The organism is Pseudomonas sp. M5A4_2d (genome assembly GCF_053345295.1).
The window spans coordinates 103,539-126,491 of record NZ_JBKEZW010000009.1 but is presented as its reverse complement, the minus strand read 5'-3'; the positions used below and the strand labels follow the sequence as shown (position 1 = coordinate 126,491).

The 22,953-nt window shown below is 60.3% G+C and carries 16 protein-coding genes and 2 tRNA genes; 11 read left to right on the top strand and 7 right to left on the bottom strand.

Annotated features, from left to right (window positions below):
* Positions 1 to 22 precede the first annotated feature (22 nt).
* Entirely contained in the window at positions 23 to 1,030 is a 1,008-nt protein-coding gene (locus ACLBW8_RS21130) for a DUF481 domain-containing protein (protein ID WP_064453988.1), read from the bottom strand.
* 182 nt (positions 1,031 to 1,212) lie between these two features.
* On the opposite strand from ACLBW8_RS21130, the gene ACLBW8_RS21125 reads away from it, so the two are divergent.
* The 4 genes from ACLBW8_RS21125 to ACLBW8_RS21110 all read left to right on the top strand — a co-directional run bounded on the left by ACLBW8_RS21125 (position 1,213) and on the right by ACLBW8_RS21110 (position 5,902).
* A complete protein-coding gene (locus ACLBW8_RS21125; protein ID WP_064453989.1) occupies positions 1,213 to 1,527 on the top strand; it encodes an MGMT family protein in 315 nt (104 codons plus the stop codon).
* A gap of 43 nt (positions 1,528 to 1,570) precedes the next feature.
* Complete coding sequence (locus ACLBW8_RS21120; protein WP_064453990.1) at positions 1,571 to 3,103, top strand: AmpG family muropeptide MFS transporter; 1,533 nt, start codon at positions 1,571 to 1,573, stop codon at positions 3,101 to 3,103.
* Between the two features lie 109 nt (positions 3,104 to 3,212).
* Complete coding sequence (locus ACLBW8_RS21115) at positions 3,213 to 4,928, top strand: proline--tRNA ligase (RefSeq protein ID WP_407016218.1); 1,716 nt, start codon at positions 3,213 to 3,215, stop codon at positions 4,926 to 4,928.
* 20 nt (positions 4,929 to 4,948) lie between these two features.
* Positions 4,949 to 5,902 carry a hypothetical protein gene (locus ACLBW8_RS21110; protein WP_447806223.1) on the top strand — a complete coding sequence of 318 codons (954 nt, stop codon included), beginning with the start codon at positions 4,949 to 4,951 and terminating at the stop codon, positions 5,900 to 5,902.
* A gap of 132 nt (positions 5,903 to 6,034) precedes the next feature.
* Here ACLBW8_RS21110 and dinB read toward each other — a convergent pair whose 3' ends face one another.
* Complete coding sequence (gene dinB / locus ACLBW8_RS21105; RefSeq protein WP_064453993.1) at positions 6,035 to 7,093, bottom strand: DNA polymerase IV; 1,059 nt, start codon at positions 7,091 to 7,093, stop codon at positions 6,035 to 6,037.
* Between the two features lie 280 nt (positions 7,094 to 7,373).
* On the opposite strand from dinB, the gene ACLBW8_RS21100 reads away from it, so the two are divergent.
* The 4 genes from ACLBW8_RS21100 (at position 7,374) to ACLBW8_RS21085 (ending at position 11,943) form a co-directional block, all read left to right on the top strand.
* Positions 7,374 to 7,450, top strand: a tRNA-Met gene (locus ACLBW8_RS21100).
* Positions 7,451 to 7,657: 207 nt separating this feature from the next.
* A tRNA-Met gene (locus ACLBW8_RS21095) sits at positions 7,658 to 7,734 on the top strand.
* A 280-nt stretch (positions 7,735 to 8,014) separates the two neighbouring features.
* The gene (gene mprF / locus ACLBW8_RS21090) at positions 8,015 to 10,657 is read left to right on the top strand and encodes a bifunctional lysylphosphatidylglycerol flippase/synthetase MprF (protein WP_221295587.1); all 2,643 of its coding nucleotides are present in this window, start codon (positions 8,015 to 8,017) and stop codon (positions 10,655 to 10,657) included.
* Positions 10,657 to 11,943: a virulence factor family protein gene (locus tag ACLBW8_RS21085; protein WP_262666211.1), complete on the top strand. Its 1,287-nt coding sequence runs from the start codon at positions 10,657 to 10,659 to the stop codon at positions 11,941 to 11,943. Before mprF ends, ACLBW8_RS21085 begins: the two co-directional genes overlap by 1 nt.
* Positions 11,944 to 12,093: 150 nt before the next feature.
* On the opposite strand, the gene recJ is transcribed toward ACLBW8_RS21085, so the two are convergent.
* Complete coding sequence (recJ, locus tag ACLBW8_RS21080; RefSeq protein WP_064453996.1) at positions 12,094 to 13,803, bottom strand: single-stranded-DNA-specific exonuclease RecJ; 1,710 nt, start codon at positions 13,801 to 13,803, stop codon at positions 12,094 to 12,096.
* Positions 13,804 to 13,975: 172 nt separating this feature from the next.
* Complete coding sequence (locus tag ACLBW8_RS21075) at positions 13,976 to 14,518, bottom strand: YaeQ family protein (RefSeq protein ID WP_064453997.1); 543 nt, start codon at positions 14,516 to 14,518, stop codon at positions 13,976 to 13,978.
* Between the two features lie 149 nt (positions 14,519 to 14,667).
* Between ACLBW8_RS21075 and ACLBW8_RS21070 the strand changes: the two genes are divergently transcribed.
* Entirely contained in the window at positions 14,668 to 15,867 is a 1,200-nt protein-coding gene (locus tag ACLBW8_RS21070) for a CaiB/BaiF CoA transferase family protein (protein ID WP_447806222.1), read from the top strand.
* Positions 15,867 to 16,751: a TIGR02285 family protein gene (locus tag ACLBW8_RS21065; RefSeq protein WP_447806221.1), complete on the top strand. Its 885-nt coding sequence runs from the start codon at positions 15,867 to 15,869 to the stop codon at positions 16,749 to 16,751. Before ACLBW8_RS21070 ends, ACLBW8_RS21065 begins: the two co-directional genes overlap by 1 nt.
* A 169-nt stretch (positions 16,752 to 16,920) precedes the next feature.
* On the opposite strand, the gene ACLBW8_RS21060 is transcribed toward ACLBW8_RS21065, so the two are convergent.
* On the bottom strand, positions 16,921 to 17,205 hold the full coding sequence (locus tag ACLBW8_RS21060) for a DUF3509 domain-containing protein (RefSeq protein WP_064455009.1): 285 nt from the start codon (positions 17,203 to 17,205) through the stop codon (positions 16,921 to 16,923).
* Between the two features lie 207 nt (positions 17,206 to 17,412).
* Between ACLBW8_RS21060 and ACLBW8_RS21055 the strand changes: the two genes are divergently transcribed.
* Positions 17,413 to 18,075, top strand: coding sequence for a response regulator transcription factor (locus ACLBW8_RS21055; protein ID WP_259763464.1), 663 nt, complete (start codon positions 17,413 to 17,415; stop codon positions 18,073 to 18,075).
* On the opposite strand, the gene ACLBW8_RS21050 is transcribed toward ACLBW8_RS21055, so the two are convergent.
* Together ACLBW8_RS21050 and ACLBW8_RS21045 are read right to left on the bottom strand one after the other, a co-directional pair.
* The gene (locus ACLBW8_RS21050; RefSeq protein WP_407016215.1) at positions 18,044 to 19,288 is read right to left on the bottom strand and encodes an EAL domain-containing response regulator; all 1,245 of its coding nucleotides are present in this window, start codon (positions 19,286 to 19,288) and stop codon (positions 18,044 to 18,046) included. The two genes, ACLBW8_RS21055 and ACLBW8_RS21050, sit on opposite strands and share 32 nt — an antisense overlap.
* Positions 19,289 to 19,360: 72 nt before the next feature.
* Complete coding sequence (locus ACLBW8_RS21045; protein ID WP_447806220.1) at positions 19,361 to 22,939, bottom strand: transporter substrate-binding domain-containing protein; 3,579 nt, start codon at positions 22,937 to 22,939, stop codon at positions 19,361 to 19,363.
* Between the last annotated feature and the right edge of the window lie 14 nt (positions 22,940 to 22,953).

Below are 22,953 nucleotides of genomic sequence, written 5' to 3'. Positions count from 1 at the left end.
GCCAGAGTGACCGATGCAGCTTTTACCAGGCCACGCCGAACCCTGCGGTGTAGCGAGTCTTGTCCAGGCTGCTCTGCGATTCGCCATTGATGATGTCGCGCTCAGCCTTGAGGTTGAGCGAAGCCCATTCAGTGACTTTGTAACGCAGCCCCATTTCCGCATCCAGGGAGTATTCGGACGGCCCGGCAAGTGGTTTGCCCAATTCACCATTGGTGAAGAACTCCACGGTCTTGCCCACCAGGTAGCGGTTGTAGCTCCACTTCATGGCCAGTGAATAGAAGTTGGTCTTGCCGCCGTCGGCATATTCATAATCGGTGCGGTTAACCAGCGAGCCGAGGGAGAACGCGCCCAGCTCATCGTCCCAGAACTGGTAGCCCGGGCCGGTACCGACGGTGCGCTGGCGGGACAAGTCTTCGACTTTGTCGCGTTTGTAGGTCAGACGCCCCTGCCAGAACCAATGCTCGGTGATAAAGCGGTCCAGGTCATATTCCAGCGCCCAGTTATCGGTGGTGGTCACGTCATCCTGGAACTCGCGGTTGTATTCACCCTTCGCGGTATGGCGCCACTGGCCGTGACGGGCCGAGGTCTTGAAGTCAACGTCGTAGTCGTTGGTGTCTTTGTCGGCGCGCTTGTAATCCAGCGCCAGGTCGACGTTGCCCTTCCACACCAGGTCTTCGATGACCGGCTTGGGCTTGATGATTTGCTGGATGCTGGCCAAGTCCACAGTCTTGGGCGCTTCGCCATTGGCGAGAACGACCTTGCCGTCCTCCGCCGCTTTCAGGGACTTGGCTTTCTCGCCGCTGTAGGCGTCCTGCTTGACCAGCAGTTCCTGATCGCTCTCCAGGGTCTTGACCTGCTTCCAATCTACCGGGATCGCCCCCGCGTAGCTGGTCTGAATCAGCAGTTTGCCACCGTCGAAAACTTTGATCTTGCCGGTCAGGCGGTCACCGTTCTTCAGCCAGACGGTGTCGGCGAGCAAGGGCGTGGAGGCGCTGAAAACAGCAAGGCACAGCAGGGTTCTGGACAACATAAGCGGATTCGGGGCTCAGGATTGGCGAAAAAAGGGGCGCTATCGTGTTAGATAGGTACGACTGACTCAAGTATTTATGATGAGTTCAATGCTCACCACAAAGCTTACAGACGTTTCTTACAAATCAACCGACGATACCTACAGTGAATCAACCTGCCGAGACACCACAAAGCCCCGCCGAAATGCGCCGTACGGCGTTGTACCTGACATTGGCGCAAGTGCCCGAAGGTTGCGTGGTGAGTTATGGCGAGCTGGCGCAGCTGGCCGGGCTGGGCCGTGCCGCCCGCTGGGTCGGGCGCACGCTCAGCCAACTGCCCGAGGACACCCGGTTGCCCTGGCACCGGGTACTGGGCGCCGGTGGTCGGATAAGTCTGCCGGCGGGCAGTGCGTCAGGCGACGAACAACGTGCGCGTTTGCGCAGTGAAGGCGTCAGTATCCTGAACAATCGCGTTGATATTCAGCGTCATGGCTGGCGCCCGGTAGAGCACAGCGGTTAGAGTGCGCGCTTTGTTTCCGCAAATCTGAGGCAGACTCCAGCCCATGCCCCGTAAAACCTGGCGCGCCGCGCTCGCCGCCTATGCCAGCCCCTCGACGTTAGTGCTGTTGTTGCTCGGCTTTGCCGCCGGCTTGCCTTACATGTTGGTGTTTTCGACGCTTTCTGTGTGGTTGCGCGAGGCCGGCGTGGCCCGCGAGACCATCGGCTATGCGAGCCTGATCGGCCTGGCCTATGCCTTTAAATGGGTCTGGTCGCCGCTGCTCGACCAATGGCGCCTGCCGCTGCTCGGTAAACTCGGGCGTCGTCGTTCCTGGCTGGTACTTGCCCAGACGCTGGTGATCCTCGGGTTGATCGGCATGGGCTTCTGCGACCCGCAGAAACACCTCTCCTGGCTGATCGCCATTGCCGTCATCGTTGCCTTCGCCTCAGCCACCCAGGACATCGCGGTAGACGCCTATCGCCTGGAAATCGCCGACGACAGCCGCCAGGCCGCGCTGGCCGCCAGTTACATGTCCGGTTATCGCATCGCCGCCCTGCTGGCCACAGCTGGCGCGCTGTTCTTTGCCGAAGGCTTCGGTTCGACCGGCTTCAACTATAAGCACTCGGCATGGACCGGCACTTATGTGCTGTTCGGCTTGCTGATGATCCCGGCACTGCTGACCACCTTCTTCATGCGTGAACCCGATGTGCCACTGCGCACCCAGTTGCAGGCCGGCCGCTACAGCTTCGCGCACCAATTGGTCTCGGTGTTCGTGCTGATCGTACTGCTGGTGTCGGTCCCCGCGATGTTCACCCAGTTGTACAACACGGATTTCGCCAGCGTGCTGTTCCACGGTGTAAGCCTGTGGGAATTGCTGATGGAAGACCGCGCCTTCCTGCGCGCCATCTTGTACATCATCCTTACCACCCTGTGCCTCTCGGCCATGGGCCGGCGTGGCTTGGCGCCGGTACTGACGCCGGTCAATGACTTTATCCTGCGCTACCGCTGGCAGGCGCTGCTGCTGCTCGGGCTGATTGCGACCTATCGCATGTCCGATACGGTGATGGGCGTGATGGCCAACGTGTTCTACATCGACCAGGGCTTTACCAAGGACCAGATTGCGGGGGTCAGCAAGATCTTCGGCCTGATCATGACCCTGCTCGGCGCCGGTATGGGCGGCCTGTTGATTGTGCGGTTCGGTATCCTGCCGATCCTGTTCATCGGCGGCGTAGCCTCGGCGGCCACCAACCTGTTGTTCGTGATGCTCGCCGACATGGGCCCGGACCTGCAGATGCTGATTTTCACCATCTCCCTGGATAACTTCAGCTCAGGCCTGGCCACCTCGGCCTTTGTCGCCTACCTGTCGAGCCTGACCAACCTCAAGTTCTCCGCCACCCAATATGCGCTGCTCAGCTCCATCATGCTGCTGCTGCCGCGCCTGATTGGTGGCTACTCGGGCGTGATGGTCGAGAAGTTCGGTTACCACAACTTCTTCGTCATCACCTGCCTGCTGGGTGTGCCGACGCTGTTCCTGATTGCGTTGCATTGGTTTCAGGAAAGTCGGCGGGCTCGTTTGAGCCCTTCACAGGAAGACTGACACGACTCGGTCACACATACCCCTCTGCATTCTGATACCTGTACTCCAGCAGTTTGCGCCCGTACAATCCCAAGTCATTTCAAGTCCAAGCAACCGACAACGGCCTACCATGCGTACCAGTCAATATTTGCTCGCCACACAGAAAGAAACGCCTTCCGACGCGGTCGTGATCAGCCATCAGCTGATGCTGCGCGCGGGCATGATCCGCAAACTGGCCTCCGGCCTGTACACCTGGCTGCCCATGGGCTTGAAGGTGATGCGCAAGGTCGAAGCGATCGTTCGCGAAGAAATGAACGCCGCCGGCTCTCTGGAAGTGTTGATGCCAAGTACCCAACCGGCTGAGTTGTGGCAGGAGTCCGGGCGCTGGGAAGAGTACGGCCCTGAGTTGCTGCGCTTCAAGGACCGTCATGGCCGCGATTTCTGCGCCGGCCCGACCCATGAAGAGGTCATCACCGACCTGATGCGCAACGAGCTGAGCAGCTACAAACAGCTGCCGCTGAACCTGTATCAGATCCAGACCAAGTTCCGTGACGAAATCCGCCCACGCTTCGGCTTGATGCGCGGCCGCGAATTCATCATGAAGGACGCCTATTCGTTCCATGCTGACCAGGCGTCGCTGCAGGTCACCTACGACCGCATGCACACCGCCTACTGCAACGTGTTTACGCGGCTGGGCCTGAAGTTCCGCCCGGTTGAAGCGGACAACGGCTCCATCGGTGGCGCCGGCTCCCACGAGTTCCATGTACTGGCCGACTCCGGCGAAGACGACATCGTGTTCAGCAACGGCTCCGACTACGCGGCGAACATCGAAAAAGCCGAAGCCGTACCACGCGAAACGTCCCGCCCGGCGCCAAGCGAAGAGCTGCGCCTGGTCGACACGCCAGAAACCAAGACCATCGCGGCCCTGGTGGAAAAATTCAATCTGCCGATCGAAAAGACCATCAAGACCCTGATCGTGCGCGCCGAAGAAGAAGGCAAGCTGATCGCCCTGGTCATCCGTGGCGACCACGAGCTCAACGAAATCAAGGCAGCCCAGCAGCCAGGCGTTGCCAGCCCGCTGGTCATGGCCACCGACTCCGAGCTGCGCGACGCCATTGGCGCCGGTGCCGGTTCGCTCGGCCCACTGAACCTGCCGTTGCCGATCATCATCGACCGTTCGGTCGAGCTGATGAGCGACTTCGGTATCGGCGCGAACATCGACGACAAGCACTATTTCGGCGTGAACTGGGAGCGTGACCTGCCGGTTCCGACCGTGGCCGACCTGCGTAATGTGGTAGCCGGTGATCCAAGCCCGGATGGCAAGGGCACTCTGGAAATCAAGCGCGGCATTGAAGTCGGGCACATCTTCCAGCTGGGCAACAAGTACAGCAAGGCGATGAAGTGCGAAGTGCTGGGCGAGAACGGCAAGCCGATCACCCTGGAAATGGGTTGCTACGGCATTGGCGTGTCCCGCGTGGTTGCCGCTGCGATCGAGCAGAACAACGACGAGAAAGGCATCATCTGGAGCGACGCCCTGGCGCCGTTCCAGATTGCCCTGGTACCGCTGCGTTATGAAACTGAGCAAGTACGCGAAGCCACCGACAAACTGTATGCCGAACTGACGGCTGCCGGTTTTGAAGTGTTGCTCGATGACCGGGACAAGAAAACCAGCCCGGGCATCAAGTTCGCCGACATGGAACTGATTGGCATCCCGCACCGGATCGTGGTCAGTGACCGCGGCCTGGCCGATGGCAATCTGGAATACAAGAGCCGGACCGAAGCCGAAGCCCAACCGTTGCCGGTGGCTGACGTGCTGTCTTTCCTTCAGGCGCGTATTCGTCGCTGAAAACCAGATCAAGAGAAGTCATGTTCAAGCGAAACACCAGAGCCCTGGGGGGCGCCGCCTTGTGCGGCGCCCTGCTGCTCAGCGGCTGCGCCAACCAGATGTCGCAACGCAGTGAGCACGAGGAGCGGGTCGAGCGTAAGTTGCTCGATCACAGCCTGCAAATCGATGTAGGCGAACCCAAAGTATTGGAGCTTCCACAACGCCGGGTTCGCATTCACGAGCAAAAGACCTTCGAGGTCACCGAATTCGAAGTCACCCGCCGTTACGATCGCTACACCCCCTACCAACCCTGGCGCAAACTCTATGAGATGCCCCTGGGTGCGGTCGCCCTGGTGGCGGGCGCAGGCGCCAACGTGGCGAATATCTTCGCCCTCGGCAACTTGCCCACCAGCATGACGCGCGATTGGCTGACGTACGGCGTGGATGGCATCAACCCGTTCATGAACGTGCAATCCCATGGCCGAGCGCAACAGAACCTGGCCGGTATCGATGAGGTCCAGCGCGACAAGCGCACGGAGTATTCGAGCCTGCCTTGGAGCGAGCGTCCGGTACAGGTCACCGCCGGCAAGCAAACCCATGAGCTGACCACCGACCGCGACGGCGTACTGCGCCTGAACCTGTTGGACAGCCCATTTGCCGAGCAGGACCTGAACCGCATCACCACCTTGAAAATCAGTGTGGAAGATGGCCAGGACGACGTGCATTCGGACTCGACCCTGGCGATCAGCACCACTTTGCGCGGCAAGTTGCTGGAAGCTCATGGCCTGATCTACGACGATCTGGAAGACGACGAAGTCAACCAGTGGGTCCACCGGGTCAAGCGCCTGTCGGAACTGGGCCTGGAAGAAGAAGCCAGCGAACTGGAACAAAGCCTGATCGAACTGACCCGTAACGATCCCGAGTTGCAGCAGGAATTCCTGCAAGCGCTGACCAGGGATGCGGGGCGGCTGGTGGCGGACCCTGCGGCGCGCTGAGAGTCCAGGCCGGGTGACAATCCAAAGGTGGGAGCTGGCTTGCCTGCGATGGCGGTGTATCAGTCAAAGCGTGAGTGACTGACACTGCGCTATCGCAGGCAAGCCAGCTCCCACCGTTTTTTGATCCGGTTTCTACCAGGGAAATTGCAGCTGCTCGTTGCCGCTGCTGAGGTCGAGCAACCGCACCCCAATCCCCAACAACCGCACCGGCTTACCGCCGCGATTGAACGCCTGGCTCAACAGCTGTTGATAACTCTCCAGGTCCCGCCCTGCCCCGGCCTGCTCCAGGGTGGTCTGGGTAAAGTCATGAAACTTCACTTTGACGAACGGCTTGCCCGCGCGGTAACTGCTGTCGATGCGCGCCATGCGCCCGGCCAGGGTTTCCATCAGCTCGGGAAGTTTCGCCAAACAACTTGAAAGATCCGGCAGGTCTACATCGTAGGTATTTTCCACGCTGATGGATTGCCGCCGGCTGTCGTTCTGCACCACGCGGTCATCAATCCCACGGGCCAGGCTCCAGAGCCGCTCGCCAAAGCTGCCGAATTCGCGCACCAGTGACAGCTTGTTCCACTCGCGTAATTGCAGGCAGTCTTCAATGCCCAGGCGCGCCAGCTTATCGGCCGTGACCTTGCCGACGCCGTGCAACTTGTTCACCGGTAACTGCGACACAAAATCTTCGACCTGATCCGGCGTAATCACAAACAGGCCGTTGGGCTTTTTCCAGTCGCTGGCAATCTTGGCTAAAAACTTGTTGGGCGCCACGCCTGCGGACACGGTGATGTGCAACTGGTTGGAGACCCGACGGCGAATGTCCTGGGCGATACGTGTGGCGCTGCCGCCAAAATGCGGGCTGTCGGAGACATCAAGATAGGCTTCGTCCAGCGACAGTGGCTCGATCAGGTCGGTGTATTCGCGAAAGATCGTCTGGATTTCCTTCGACGCTTCTTTATAGGCATCCATGCGCGGCTTGACGATGGTCAGGTCCGGACACAGCTTCAAGGCGTGGCGCGAGGACATGGCCGAGCGAACACCATATGCCCGCGCTTCATAGTTGCAGGTGGCGATCACCCCTCTTCTATCCGCCGAGCCGCCGACCGCCAGGGGCTTTTGCGCCAAGCTCGGGTCGTCGCGCATCTCGATGGCGGCGTAGAAGCAATCACAGTCGACGTGGATGATTTTGCGCTGCGTCATATAAACAGAGGGTGTAATCCAACGGGTGGCCAGTATCGCACTCACCCCTGTATATAGCACCAGTAGTTTGAATCTTCCGTTCGAGCGGTAGGAAAACGCCAGGTTGAATTTATTTTTTCAATCGAAATCAGCCTACCGATAGAGCTGAAACCCTCGGCCAGACTGGCCCGGAGGCGTTTCTACCAGCGCTTTGGAGAGCTAACCGATTGAACCACAAGCGCTTTTCTTCAATTCACAGGTTGACACACCTGCGTTCCGCTGTAGAATGCCGACACACAGACGCGGGATGGAGCAGTCTGGTAGCTCGTCGGGCTCATAACCCGAAGGTCGTCGGTTCAAATCCGGCTCCCGCAACCAAACATCAAAAAAGGCTACTCGAAAGAGTGGCCTTTTTTGTGCGCCTCAATTTTACCCCTGTATAAAAATTGTAAGACAAAAAACTCTTTCCCCATCGCGGACTTACCGCACATAGGCAACACGCAGCGGCTAATTCACACTTATTTGACCCATCGGCCGATTAACGGTTGACACCCCGCCGCTGGGCTGTAGAATGCCGGCCACAGACGCGGGATGGAGCAGTCTGGTAGCTCGTCGGGCTCATAACCCGAAGGTCGTCGGTTCAAATCCGGCTCCCGCAACCAAACATCAAGAAAGGCCACTCGAAAGAGTGTCCTTTTTTGTATCCGGTTAAAAAAGTTCTTCTGAAACAATGGCATGGCATCTTTCATGAAACCGTATACGGTTTGCAGAGTCCATGTCATTGCAAGCTATGCTCAGTACTCAAGCACGACCCTCTACGACCAATGGCCGCATTCGCCCCACCCGGCGATAAGCGTTAATATTTGTAATTATTTTGTCCATAGGGATTGGTAACTTGGCTGGATACCTCCATCCTGTCGCGCACAATCCACGAGGTGATTGATGCGCGCCAACTCGTCTGAACCACAAGACACCGTCACAGCGGAACAACCGATTACTCCCACCCGTTTGCGTTGGCTGGATCTGTTGAGCAAATACCGTCAACCCATCGGGCTGGCCGTCACCCTGTTGCTGTTCGCAATTGCCCTGATCGCCTGCCGACACCTGCTGCTGGAACTGGACCTGTACGCCCTCCACGACTCGATCCTGGAAGTGCCCAAACCGGCATTGCTGGGCGCGTTTGCGGCCGCGGTCGCCGGTTTCATCATTCTGTTGGGTTACGAGTTCTCTGGCGCCCGCTATGCCGGGGTGAAACTGCCTGCCAAGACGCTGGCTCTGGGTGGGTTCACGGCCTTTGCGATTGGCAACGCCATAGGCCTGTCGATGCTTTCCGGCGGCTCGGTGCGTTACCGCTTATATGCACGCCATGGCATCGGGGCCTCGGAAGTTGCCCACATGACCGTATTCGCCAGCCTGGCCCTGGGCACTGCCCTGCCGCCGCTGGCCGCACTGGCCACGCTGAGTAACCTGCCGGCTGCGTCCACCTACCTGCATCTGTCGCAAGGTTTGCTCGGCAGCATTGCCGGCGTGGTATTGCTGTTGTCGGTCGCGCTGTGCATCGGCATTTATCGTCGCCGCCTGCCGGAACAACCCTACCCGGACAACCTGCTGGTCAAGGCCGGGCGCCGCACGCTGCGCCTGCCGGGCCGGCGCCTGACCTTCCTGCAGTTGATCATCACCGCACTGGACGTGGCGGCTGCCGCCACTGTCCTCTATATGTTGCTGCCGGAAGCGCCGCCGTTCGGCCCCTTCCTGCTGGTGTATCTGCTGGCCCTGGCCGCCGGCGTACTCAGCCATGTTCCGGGCGGCGTGGGTGTATTCGAAGCGATTCTGCTCGCCGCCTTCGCCGACAAGCTCGGTGCCGCGCCTTTGGCCGCGGCCCTGCTGCTGTACCGGATGATCTACGTGGTCCTGCCGCTGCTGATCGCCTGCGTGTTCCTGCTGGTCAACGAAGCTCAGCGCCTGTTCCAGACCCAACAGAGCCTGCGGGTGGCATCCGGCCTGGCCGCACCCGTGCTGGCCGTACTGGTTTTTTTGTCCGGCGTGGTCCTGCTGTTTTCCGGCGCAACGCCGGAAATCGACACACGCCTGGAAAACATCGGTTTTCTGATTCCCCACCGCCTGATTGATGCCTCGCACTTTGGCGCCAGCCTGATCGGCGTGCTCTGCCTGTTGCTCGCCCAGGGCCTGCGTCGGCGCTTGTCGGCTGCGTGGATGCTGACCATGGTGTTGCTGCTGACCGGCGCCCTGCTCTCGCTGCTCAAAGGCTTCGACTGGGAAGAAGCCAGCCTGATGATCATGACGGCGGTGCTGCTGGCGATCTTCCGTCGCTCGTTCTACCGCGCGAGCCGCCTGACCGAACTGCCGTTCTCGCCGTTGTACCTGGTGGCCAGCGTTTGCGTGCTGGGCGCCTCGATCTGGCTGCTGCTGTTTGCCTATCAAGACGTGCCGTACAGCCATCAACTGTGGTGGCAGTTCACCCTGGATGCCAACGCCCCTCGCGGCCTGCGCTCATTGCTCGGTGCGGCAGTGTTGCTGGTGATCGTGTCGTTGACCTGGCTGCTGCGTACTGCGCGGCCGGTGATCCACTTGCCGACACCCGACGAACTGGAGCGCGCCACCAAGATTCTGATGGCCTCGTCCCAGCCCGACGGCGGCCTCGCACTGACCGGCGACAAGGCGCTGCTGTTCCACCCTAACGACGAAGCCTTCCTGATGTACGCCCGTCGTGGGCGCAGCCTGGTGGCCTTGTATGACCCGATCGGCCCGACCCAGCCCCGCGCCGAGATGATCTGGCAGTTCCGCGACCTGTGCGACATCCATCACGCCCGCCCGGTGTTCTACCAGGTGCGCGCCGAGAACCTGCCGTACTACATGGACATCGGCCTCACCGCGATCAAGCTGGGCGAAGAAGCCCGCGTCGACCTGAAACGCTTTGACCTGGAAGCCAAGGGCAAAGAGATGAAGGATTTGCGCTACACCTGGAACCGTGGCACCCGGGACGGCCTGTCCCTGGAGATCTGCGAACCGGGCCAGGCGCCGATGGATGAACTCAAAGTCATCTCCGATGCCTGGCTGACCGGCAAGAACGTACGGGAAAAGGGCTTCTCCCTTGGCCGTTTCAGCGACGACTACCTCAAGCACTTTCGCATTGCGATCATTCGCTTCGAAGGGCGCCCGGTGGCCTTCGCCAACCTGCTCGAGACCTACAACCATGACCTGGCCAGTCTCGACCTGATGCGTGCGCACCCGGACGCGCCGAAGCTGACCATGGAGTTCATGATGGTCGGCCTGATTCAACATTATAAGAACCATGACTACGCCCGCTTCAGCCTCGGCATGGTGCCGTTGTCGGGCCTGCAACCACGCCGTGGCGCCCCGCTGACCCAACGCCTGGGCTCAATGGTGTTCCGCCGTGGCGAGCAACTGTATAACTTCCAAGGTTTGCGCCGCTTCAAAGACAAGTTCCAGCCTGACTGGGAACCCCGTTATATGGCCGTGCCCGCAGGACTTGATCCGCTGGTGGCACTGGCCGATACCGCCGCCCTGATTGCGGGCGGCTTGACTGGATTGGTGAAACGCTGATGATTCGACGCTCCTGGCGGTATGTATTGGCCTTTGTAGTGCTGCTCGCCCTGATCGCAGGCGGCGGCTTTTGGTTCTGGAACCGCCCTGCCCCGCAACCGACCCTGGAACAACTGCCACAGGCTGATGGCACGGTTATGACCCGTGTGACACCCAACGGCTCGGCAAAAGCCCGTGTGGCCGTGGCCGTGATGGCTGATGAAACCCTGACCGACAGCCAGCTGATTGCACTGAGCCAAGGTGGCGCTGCGCAAATCGTTCAAGTGATCCTGCCGAAGGATGACTGCAAGTTGCAGGAACAAGCCCTGCAAAGCGCCCTGGGCCAGCTTAAAGGCCCGGCAACCCTGGTCAGCGGCATTGGCCCTGGCGCTGCGCTCGCCTGGCGCTGGCTGGCCACACAGAACGATGACAAAGCCAACGCCATCTCCGTCGGCTTCACCCTGGTACAGGAAGGTTGCAAGGACCCGCTGCCGAAAACCTCTGCCCATGGCAACTGGCTGGTGGCCTGGAACGACAACCCTGACGACGAAAGCGCCAGTTTCGTACGCGACACCCCGCGCGCAACCACCAGCATCAGCGACTACGACATTCACTACCCGCAAGTGTTGAACAACGAACTGCGTAAGCAACTGGTCGGTTCGGACAACGGCGGCCTGGCGATTCCTGTAGTGGAAGTACCGGCTGGCCAAGCCAAAGATACCGTCACCCTGTTCCTCTCCGGTGACGGTGGCTGGCGTGACCTGGACCGCGACGTGGCCGGTGAAATGGCCAAGATCGGCTACCCGGTGGTCGGCATCGACACGCTGCGCTACTACTGGCAGCACAAGACCCCGGAACAAAGCGCCAAAGACCTCAGCGAACTGATGCAGCACTACCGGCAGAAGTGGGGCACCAAGCGTTTCGTACTGACCGGCTACTCGTTCGGCGCCGACGTACTGCCCGCCATCTACAACCGCATGCCGGAAAACGAACAGCAGCGTGTCGACGCCATTATCCTGCTCGCCTTCGCGCGCACCGGCAGCTTTGAAATCGAAGTGGAAGGCTGGTTGGGCAACGCAGGCAAAGAGGCCGCTACCGGCCCGGAAATGGCCAAGCTGCCCGCTGACAAGGTGGTGTGCATCTACGGTGCCGAAGAAGTCGACGAGAGTGGCTGCACCGACAAGACCGCTGTGGGCGAAGCCGTGAAGCTGCCGGGCGGGCATCACTTTGATGAGAACTACCCGGCGCTGGCCCAGCGTTTGGTGGACATCATCGTGAAGCACCAGGCCAAGGATAAAGCCGAGTAATCCTGCGCTGTACGCCAAACAAACGGTGTGCTGGCTTGTGTGGGAGCTGGCTTGCCTGCGATAGCATCACCTGGGTGTGTCAGTCACACCGCAGTGATGCCATCGCAGGCAAGCCAGCTCCCACATTTGGTTTTGCGGTGCTGGTCGGATTTAGCGCGGTTCGATATGCGCGATCATCAACTGCACGGTTTCCTGCCCACGAAATTCGTTCACGTCCAGCTTGTAGGCCAATTCCACCCAACGCACCGTCGGGTTAGGCCAGACCTCTCGGTCCACGCCAAACGCAATGCCATCGAGCTTCACTGACCCGCATTCGCTCTTGAGCACCACCTTGAGGTGCCGCTCCCCTACTACGCGCTGCTCGACCAACTGAAACACACCGTGAAACAGCGGCTCAGGAAAGTGCTGGCCCCATGGCCCGGCATGCCGCAATGCGCGCGCCAGTTCCAAGTGAAACTCTTCCACAGCCAAGGTGCCGTCGGACAACAGCCGCCCGGTGAGGTCTTCTTCGCGCAGTTGCCGACGCACTTCAGCGTCAAAGGCTTCGGCAAACAGTGGGAAATTCGCCTCGGGCAAGGTCAAACCGGCCGCCATCGCATGGCCGCCGTATTTGGCGATCAGGTTGGGATGCTGGCTCGCGACGACCGCCAGGGCATCACGGATGTGGAAACCCTGCACAGAGCGCCCTGAGCCCTTGAGCAGGCCATCACCGGCGTCGGCGAAGGCGATGGTCGGGCGGAAATACCGCTCTTTCATGCGCGACGCCAAAATGCCGATGACGCCCTGGTGCCATTCCGGGTCGAACAGGCACAAACCGTAGGGCATCGATTCCACCGGCAAGTCCTTGAGCTGGGCGAGCGCCTCGCGCTGCATGCCCTGCTCGATGGATTTACGGTCCTGGTTCATGCCGTCCAGTTGCGCCGCCATTTCCCGTGCCGCCGCGAAGTCGGTGGTGAGCAGGCATTCGATGCCCAGGCTCATATCATCCAGGCGGCCGGCGGCATTCAGCCGCGGCCCAAGAATAAAGCCAAGGTCGGTCGAGGTGATACGGGCATGGTCGCGCTTGGCGACCTCGAGGATCGCCTTGATTCCCGGCCGGGCGCGACCGGCGCGAATACGCTCCAGCCCCTGATGGACCAGGATGCGGTTGTTGGCATCCAGCGGCACCACGTCGGCGACGCTGCCCAGGGCGACCAGGTCGAGCAATTCACCGATGTTCGGTTGCGGCGTGTTGTCGTACCAGCCCAGGCTGCGTAAACGCGCGCGCAAGGCCATCAACACATAAAAGATCACGCCGACACCCGCCAGCGCCTTGCTCGGGAACTCGCAGCCGGGTTGGTTCGGGTTGACGATGGCATCCGCCGCCGGCAATTCATCGCCGGGCAAGTGGTGGTCAGTGACCAACACCTTCAAGCCCGCCGCTTTTGCCGCCGCCACGCCTTCGACGCTGGAGATGCCGTTATCCACGGTAATCAGCAGCTGCGGCGTGCGCTGCAGCGCCACGGCGACGATTTCCGGCGTCAGGCCATAACCGTACTCAAAGCGGTTGGGGACCAGGTAATCGACATGGGCCGCGCCGAGCAAACGCAGGCCCAGGGTGCCCACGGTGCTGGCCGTGGCGCCGTCGGCGTCGAAGTCACCGACGATCAGGATGCGCTGGCGCTGCTCGAGGGCGGTCACCAGCAGGTCCACCGCCGCGTCGATGCCCTTGAGCTGCTGGTAGGGAATCAACCGCGCCAGGCTCTTGTCCAGTTCGGCTTCCGACTGCACCCCGCGTGCGGCGTAGAGACGGGTCAACAGCGGTGGCAATTCACCGAGAAACGGCAGGACAGCGGGCAACGGGCGAGGATCAATACGCATGGGGTGACGGAAGCTTCTCTTCTGGTACAACGGTTAAACAAAGATATTCACAGCGACATAGAACAAATGTGGGGCTGGTTTGCCGGCGATGCAGACACCTCGGTAGGTCAGTTACGCTGCGGTGATGCTTTCGCGAGCAAGCCCGCTCCCACACACGCCAGCTCCCGCATGTTTAATCACGCTCGCCGACCAACCATTCCAACTGCACTTCATGCTGGCCACGATCATCCGTCACGAAGATCGTGCCTTCGCTGATCATCACGTCCCACTTGATAACGCGCGGCATGTCCTTGGCCAGGGTCTCGAGGATTTCCTGAGGCACAGCGGCGATGTGTACGTTCTTCAGGTTTTTTGCCACCGGCACCACTTTGCCTTCCCACACACGCAGGCTGCCGTAGGCCAGCAAGCTGGTGCGTTCGGTACGGCGCGAGCACCAGGTGAGACGATCGGCGTCAGGCTGGCCGACCTCAATCCAGTGCAGAACACGATCATCCAGGCTTTTTTCCCACAGGGCTGGCTCGTCCACATCTGACAGACCACGGCCGAACGACAGATGCTCGTTGTACCAAAGTGCGTAGGCCAACAGACGCACGGTCATGCGCTCTTCGGTTTCCGAAGGATGGCGGGCGATGGTCTGTTTGACGCTCTCGTACACCGAGCGATCAAGGTCGGTGAGGTTGAGTTCGAATTTGTAGGTCGTGGACGGCTGGGCCATGAACGGGCTTCTAGAGACAGGGAAAGGCGGCCAGTCTAACCGATGGCGCGGCCATTCAACGAATACTGCGCTGCATCATCCTTATCCCTGGGCCGCTCGCCTATGTTAAAAGGCATCACACCACCGTTCCACGCTTGATAAGGATCCTCATGTCGTTTAATGCCAAACCGCTGGCCGGCCTGAAAGTCATCGAACTGGGCACCTTGATCGCCGGCCCGTTTGCGTCACGCATCTGCGCCGAATTCGGTGCCGAGGTGATCAAGGTCGAATCCCCGGACGGCGGCGACCCGCTGCGCAAATGGCGCAAGCTGTATGAAGGCACCTCACTCTGGTGGTTCGTGCAGGCGCGCAACAAGCAGTCGCTGACGCTGAACCTCAAGCACCCGGAAGGTTTGGCCATCCTTAAGCAATTGCTGGCGGATGCCGACATCCTGATTGAGAATTTCCGCCCCGGCGTCCTGGAAAAACTCGGTCTGAGCTGGGAAACCCTGCATGCGCTGAACCCGAAATTGGTGATGGTGCGGCTCTCGGGTTTTGGCCAGACCGGCCCGATGAAAGACCAGCCGGGGTTCGGCGCGGTGGGCGAGTCCATGGGCGGCTTGCGCTATATCACCGGTTTCGAAGACCGCCCGCCGGTACGCACGGGGATTTCCATCGGCGACTCGATTGCCGCCTTGTGGGCGGTCATCGGCGCGCTGATGGCGCTGCGTCATCGCGAGGTCAACGGCGGGCTCGGCCAAGTCGTGGATGTGGCACTGTACGAAGCCATCTTCGCGATGATGGAAAGCATGATCCCGGAGTTCGACGTGTTCGGGTTTATTCGCGAGCGCACCGGCAACATCATGCCCGGCATCACGCCGTCATCGATTCATACCACTGCCGACGGCAAGCATGTGCAGATCGGCGCCAATGGCGATGCAATCTTCAAGCGTTTCATGAGCGCCATCGGCCGCGAAGACCTGGCCAATGACCCGCAGCTGGCGAGCAATGACGGGCGCGATAGCCGCCGTGATGAGCTGTACGGCGTGATTGATCGCTGGGTCAACTCGCTGCCGCTGGACCACGTGATTGAGCAACTGAACAAGGCCGAGGTGCCCGCCAGCCGCATCTACAGCGCCGAAGACATGTTGGGCGACCCGCAGTTTCTGGCGCGGGAAATGTTTCTCGAGGCTCAGTTGCCGGGCGGCAAGGGCTTCAAGATGCCGGGGATCGTGCCCAAGCTGTCGCAGACACCGGGTAGTTGTGAGTGGGTCGGGCCGCAGTTGGGCGAACATAACAGCACGGTCCTCAATGAACTGGGTTACGACGCCGCAGCTATCACCCGTTTGCGCGAGGTTGGCGCGATCTGATGGCTCGCCCGTACCAATGCCGGTTTATCCCTCTGTGCCTCATGAGCGTGATGCTCGGCGTGTGGCCGCTCTCGGCGCATGCCGAGGACACGCTGATCTGGCTGTTGCGCGACCTGCCGCCCATCACCATCTTTGAAGGGCCTCAGAAAGGCCAGGGGGCACTGGATGAGTTGTTGCCGATACTCGCCAAGCGCCTGCCGCAATACCGCCACACCGTGATGCACGTCAACCGAGCTCGCGGCATTCAAATGCTGCGCTCGCCTTCCCTGACCTGCGACCCCTCGCTGCTGTGGACGCCGGAGCGCGCGAAGTACATTGTGTTTTCGGCCCAGGCATTCGTGGTGGTCAGCAACGGGGTGACGATCCAACGCAGCCAGCAAGAGGCAATGGCACCCTTTATTGCCGAGGGTCAATTTGATCTGCAAGCCTTTCTCGAATCCCATAAAGCACGCATTGGCGCCACCGCCGAACGCAGCTACGGCCCCGCCATCGACGAACAGCTCAAGCACGCCGCTCCCCACACCCTGGCATTGCATTACGGCAATGACGCTCTTGGCAGCCTGTTGCAAATGCAGCGTCTTGGGCGGCTGGAAGCGGTGTTGGGTTACCCGCCGGAAATCCGCTATCACGCCCGGCAACAGGGTATCGCTGCCCAGGACCTGATGTTCTATCCCATCAAGGGCTCAGCGCGTTATCAACGTTCGCATATTGGTTGCTCGGATACGCCTCAAGGCCGTCAGGCCATGCAGCGAATCGATCAGGCGATACGGGATATCCCGCAGGCGCGGGTCCAGCAATCCTACGCATCATGGTTGGACCCCGTGATGCGCGCGCAGTATTTGTTGGACAACCCGAGTTTTTTCCAGAATTCCCCTGAGCCCTGACAAATCGCAGGCAAAAGAAACCCCGAGCAGTGGGGAGACAACTCGGGGTTAAACGTGGCCTACAAAGACCAGTACAACAAGCCACAAACACCGGAGCACAATGTTTGCTCTTGCTGTTATGAAATCTGACCGGGCATGGGGTAGGAAGTTTCCATCATTAAACAATTCTTCATGCGAGGGCGGCGCCACGGGTTTGGGCTGCGTTACGCAATGCTGCGATAACCGAGGGTTCCAGGCGCCCTTCAGCGATTTTCAGATCGCGTAGCAAGCAATCCACCACATCCACCAGTACACGCTTATCGGTCAATTGGGCCCGATCGACTTCACGCTCGACGACGATAGCGCCAGCAGGGTTCTTCACGGTCACCAGGCACTCGCCCTGTAGGCCCGAGGTGGTCAACGTAACCTGATAAGGGCTCAGTGCTTCTTCGAGCAATAGGCTGATACTTTCCATCTCGATCACCACTCAATCATTCGAATAAGGTTCGAAAAACAAAAATGTCATTAAGGTGCTTACATTCAAGTGACCCGTGCTCAAAGCAGAAAGTTCGACCTTTTGTGTAGCCTCCTGCCCGAGTCAAGCGAGCATGCACGGCAAAGATGACAGAGAGAAAACATCCACCGACAGGCTAGAATCCCTGGATTACCCTGGGAGCCTGCCTTGAAAGCCGCGTCTGAACAGCCACTGCGCATCGTCCTTGCCGACGACCACCCGATTTTCCTGATTGGCTTGCGCGCCGTTCTGGAGCAGGACGAGCATGTGCGCATCGTGGCAGAGGCCAATTCACCCCAAGCCCTCATCGAGCTGCTACAAACCTGTGCCTGTGATGTACTGGTGACCGACTTCATGATGCCCGCCGAGCCTCACGCCGACGGGCTGCGCTTGATCGGGCAACTGCGCCGGCACTATCCGGACCTGCCCATTGTGGTGGTGACCATGCTCAATAACGCCGGCTTGTTCCATTCCATTCTGGAACTGGGGGTCATGGGGCTGCTGAGCAAAGCCAGCCTGGCGGGTGAGCTGCCGGAGGCGATTCGACAAGCCCGGCAACAGCGCACGTACGTGGCCCACGCCATTCGTCAGGCACTGAGCCTCGCGGGGGAAGTTGGCGCCGATCGCCTGCATTCCCAGGAACAGCTTTCACCTCGGGAACTGGAGGTCATCCGCCTGCTGGCCGCCGGGTTGACGGTGGGCGAGATCGCCGCGCAACTGCATCGCAGCAAACAGACCGTCAGCGCGCAAAAAGTCAGTGCCATGCGCAAGCTCGGCCTGGGCAACGATGCCGCGCTGTTTATCTATGTGCAGGAACACGGGCTGGCATAGCCTGAAACGCGATCCATTGCTTGAGTGCCTCGGCATCCATCGGCCGGGCAATAAAACACCCTTGCAGCCAGGCTGCTCCGAGCTTTCCTACGGCGTGATAGTCGGCGGCGCTTTCAACCCCGGTAACCACGACACCGACATCCAGGTGCGCAGCCATGCTCATGGCGCCCGCCACCACCGCCGCTTTGCGATCGTCATTGGCCATCCCGCTGGCAAACGCCGGGGGGATTTTCAATTCGGTGAAGGGCAGTTCCAGCAAGCTCTGCAGGCTGGTGCCGCCCACGCCGAAATCACCAATGGACAACTGGCAACCCATCATTCGCAAGCGCAGTAACCCCGTTACGTGGGCGCTGTCGGTTTTCAACCTTGAGGTCTCCACCAGCTCCAGGGTAAGGCCGTGGGCAGGCACGCCGTGAAGTTGCAGCAAGCCTTGCAGCACTTGGGGAAAGTGCGAGCGTTCCAGCATCCGCCCAGGAATATTCACCGCCACCGGCAACAATTGGCCCGTCTGGCCCATGACCTGGCCAGCCAGCCCCAGCGCCTGCTCCAGCACATGCCAGGTAAAGGCTTCCTCCATGCCGGCAAATTCCAACACCGGCAAAAAATCGTCAGGCAGCAGCAGGTCATTCCCGCACGACTGCCAGCGCGCCAGTGCCTCGACCCGTTGCAGCACACCCGCCTGGCTGACGATGGGCTGATACCAGACCCTGCCACAACGCGCGATACCGGCCTGGCTGACATCCGCCGAGGGTGGCAACGCGTCCCTTTCGTCAAGATCCAGCAAATGGCGCACCCGCGCCCATGACAACACCGGCGGCCCCGGACGCAAACGCGCCTGGCAGTCCGTTAGCACTTGCCCGATCAGCGTAGCCGACGCTGGTTTCTGCAAACATGCCAGCACGTTCAAACCCTGTTGCCGTGCCATATTCGCCACACCTTCGAGCACGTCCGGCTCAGCATTGCTGAGCAGTATCAGCACTTGAGCCAGACCGTGCTCGGCCAATTCACGGATCAACTCCAGGCCATCGCCCTGCTCCAGGTACAGATCGCAAATAGCAATGTCCACGGGGCCTTTGCTTTCCAGGGACTGGCGGGCTGCCTCGACGGTCTCGGCGGTCAGTACATTGAACACGCCGTTGGCGTTAAGCATCTGATGCAGCGCCATCAATTGAAACGGGTTGTCTTCAAGGATCAGGACTTTGAGGGAACGCATAGGCAACTCTGTCGGCATCGGGCAAAGACGGCACAGTAACCAAAAGCGGCAGGGTGCCCCATAGGACGTGTCCTAATCGTGTGAATCCAGATAAGGCTGCAGATCACGTCGAAACGTCATCAGGGTTTCGGACAACCGCAGCCAGGGTGCTTGAAGTTCGGCGCCGCGCTGCTCGCGCGCGCAGCGTTCAAGGGCCATGCAGGCCTTGGCCAGCGGCAGTGCGTCCACCAGCGAGCAAACGCCCTTGAGCCGATGCAGCGCCGCATTCAAACGCGCCATGTCCTGCTCGGCCAGGGCCAACGCCAATACCTCATGTTCGTGGTCCAGGCTCTTTGCCAATGCCTGCAACATGCTGTGCAGGACCGGCCAGTCGGCCTGGGTCATGGTACGCAACGTCTCGATATCGAACGAGCGTTGCGCCGTTACGCGTGTCAGTACCTCGGCCCAGTGCTGCAACGTAATGGGCTTGACCAGCAATTCATCCATACCGGCCTCCTCGCCGCGCCGTTGTTCATCATCCAAGGCATTCGCAGTGCAACCTATGAGTGCGCAACGGGGCCGTTGTGTCTCGGCTTCGATCCGCCGGACGGCCTCGCTCAGGCCATAGCCGGACATGCCCGGCATCTGGCAATCGGTCACCAGCACGTCAAACCGCTGATCACGCCAATAGTGCAAAGCGGCTTCAGCCGAATCGACGGCAATCACCTGATGACCGAGGAACTCGAACTGCTGCGCCAACACCAGACGATTGGCAGCCAAATCATCGACAACCAGCACCGACAGATTGCGACCAGCGGGTGGCAAGGACGTGGCGGCCAGCACGGGCACATTGTCAGTGCTGACCCGAGCCAGGCACAGGTCGATACACACCTTAGTACCCTCGCCGATGACACTGTTGAGGCGAATGCTACCGCCCATCAGCTCCACCAACTGCTGGCAGATACTCAGGCCCAAACCAGTTCCGCCGTGTTCGGCAGCAGTCAGTGCACTTGTCTGAATAAAAGGCTTGAACATCGTTGCCTGCTGTTCAACGCCAACCCCCGGGCCGCTGTCCTCGACGCATAAATGCAAGTATTCAGCGCCCGCCTCATCGTGCTGGCAGGTGACACTGACACGCACCCCGCCCTGCTCGGTAAACTTCAGCGCATTGCCCAACAGGTTGTGCATGACCTGGCGCAAACGCAGCGGGTCGAACCAGTAATAGCCCTGCGCCGCCGGATCAAACGTCAAGGTCAGGAGCAGGCCTTTTTTTTGCGCCGTGGCTTCGAACAGCCGTTGGATGCCCTCGAAAAACCCTTTCAACTCGGTAGACTGCGGCGCCAGTTGCATATGACCCGCCTCGATCTTGGCGAGGTCCAGGCTGTCGCCCATCAACGCGATCAACTCACGCGCCGAACGATGGACCACCTGCAACCCCTCGGATATAGGGAAACCGGCTGCCAGGCAGCGTTCCTGTTCCAGCTCGAGCAAACCAATGATCGCGGTCATCGGTGTACGAATCTCGTGGCTGAGAGTGGAGAGAAACGCACTTTTTGCGTAATTCGCCTCGTCGGCGACCTGGCGTGCATCCATCAATTGCTGCTCGAGTACTTTGCGCTCGTTGATGTCGATCCAGCCGCCAAGCAGTCCCTGCAAGCGATTCTCAGCGTCGAAGAACGGCACCGTCCACTGGTAGACATGAAAGCTGCCGCCGTTGAACTCCAGTTGCCGGTCGACAAACAACGGCTGTTGCGTGGCCAACTGCTCCATATGGCCGGCGTGCAGGCGCGCAGCGGTCGCTTCGGGCATCACCCCGCTTTCCATCAAGGTCAGACCCTGGATCTGTTCAAGCCGGGTTGCCAATTGCTGCTCATAACTTTTGTTGCAGGTCACCAGGCGCCCAGCCAGGTCGCGGACAAACAGCGGGTTGGGCATGCCATCGAGCAAGGCGCGTTTGAAGGCCAACTGATCGTTGAGCCTGCGCTCGGCCTCCAGCCGCTGACGTATCTGGCGCTTGAGCCGGCTGTTCCACACCTGCGAGACCAGTACAAACAGGATCGCCATGGCGACCGTCCAATAGGCCCAGGCAGGCACCCGTTGCCAGGCAGGCACGGGAAGCGCGACCGCCCCGATCCAGCGCAGGTGCAACGCGCTCAACTCGGCCACCGGCAAGGCCTCCAGGGCTTTGTTCAGGATACTCAGCAGCTCCGGCTGGTCCTTGGGCACCGACAGGCTGTTGGCCGACCACATGCCATCGACACTGCGACCTATACGCAAGTCATCCTGCGGGTAACTCTGCACTTCCACTTCGGTCTGGAGCGTCGCCGCCGCCTCACCTCGTCGCACCAACTCTCGGGCCTGGGCATAATTGCCGACCAACCGCAGCTGGATTTGCGGATGCATCTGGCGAAGGTAGCCCTCAAGCACATGCCGCGCCGGCAGCGCCAGGACCTTGCCGGCCAACTGATCCAGACCGGTCAGCGGTGCTGCATCGACAGGCTCGACAAACACCCAGCCGGAGCCGCCGAAACTATGGCTGAAATTGAGCAGCGCCTTGCGCTCCTGGCTCTCGGCCAGGGTGGTGTTCATGTCCGCCCTGCCCGTTTCCAGCCAATTCAGGGTTTGCGCGGTGGAATGCACCTCTTCGAAGACAAAGCGCAAACCGGTCATGCGCGAGATCCGATTGAGCAGGTCAACGTTCAGGCCAACCCACCGACCGTCCTTGTCCTTGAACACGTAAGGCGATAGCTGCTGGGCCGCGACCACAATATGCCGATGGCGTACTACCCACGCCTGCTCCGAAGCGGAAAGCTCAATGCGTTCAGCACCGATACCCACGCCAAGCCCAGTGGTCCAGCGTGCAAGGATTTCGCGCTGCACTGATTCCTCAATGCTCCCCAGAGCGCGGTCCATCATGGCGCCCAGCAATGGGTCGGCCTGACGGGTGGCGAAGGCGAAACCGATGGGGGGCAGCCGACTCTCTTCCTTGATTTGCAAGCCCAGGTAAGGCCGCAGCGACTTGTAGGCACGCACAATCACTTCATTGCCGATAAACGCATCGGCGTCGTGTTGCTTAAGCGCTTCCAGCCCGCTGTAGAGGTTGGGCGCAAGCATAATGTCGCTGCCAGGATAGGCCGCGTGCACGTTCTTGACGTTGGCATAGCCGTCGAGCAACACCACCTTCTTGCCCGCTAGGTCGTCGCCCCGGGTGTCGTCTCGGCGCAGCACCACCACCGAACGGTCAGGCATGTAGTCGCGGGTAAACTGCAGGCCGGGCACATCACGCTCATAGCCGTTGGCGCTGGTGAGAATATCGATAGCACCGCTGCGCAACGCTTCAACCGCCTGGGCTCGTTCGGCAAAGCCCAGCACCTGCATCGGCATATCCAGACGCGCGCCGACCAGGCTCAGGTAATCGGCACTGATGCCCTGGTAGCGATTGCGGTCGCGGGTAATATCAATCGGTTGATAATCATCAATCGAAATGCCCACCTTCAATGTCGGATGAGCGGCCAACCACTGCTGCTCCGCCGGTGCCAGGGGCAAAGGCTGCAGCGGGATAAACGCCGGCACCAGCTTGAAAGGCAGGCTGACAGCCGCCTGGCCCATAGACAGATGGCCGAGCAACAGCACGCAAGCCAGCCGCACCGCCCATTGAATCACTACACGCACCGATTGAGTTTCCT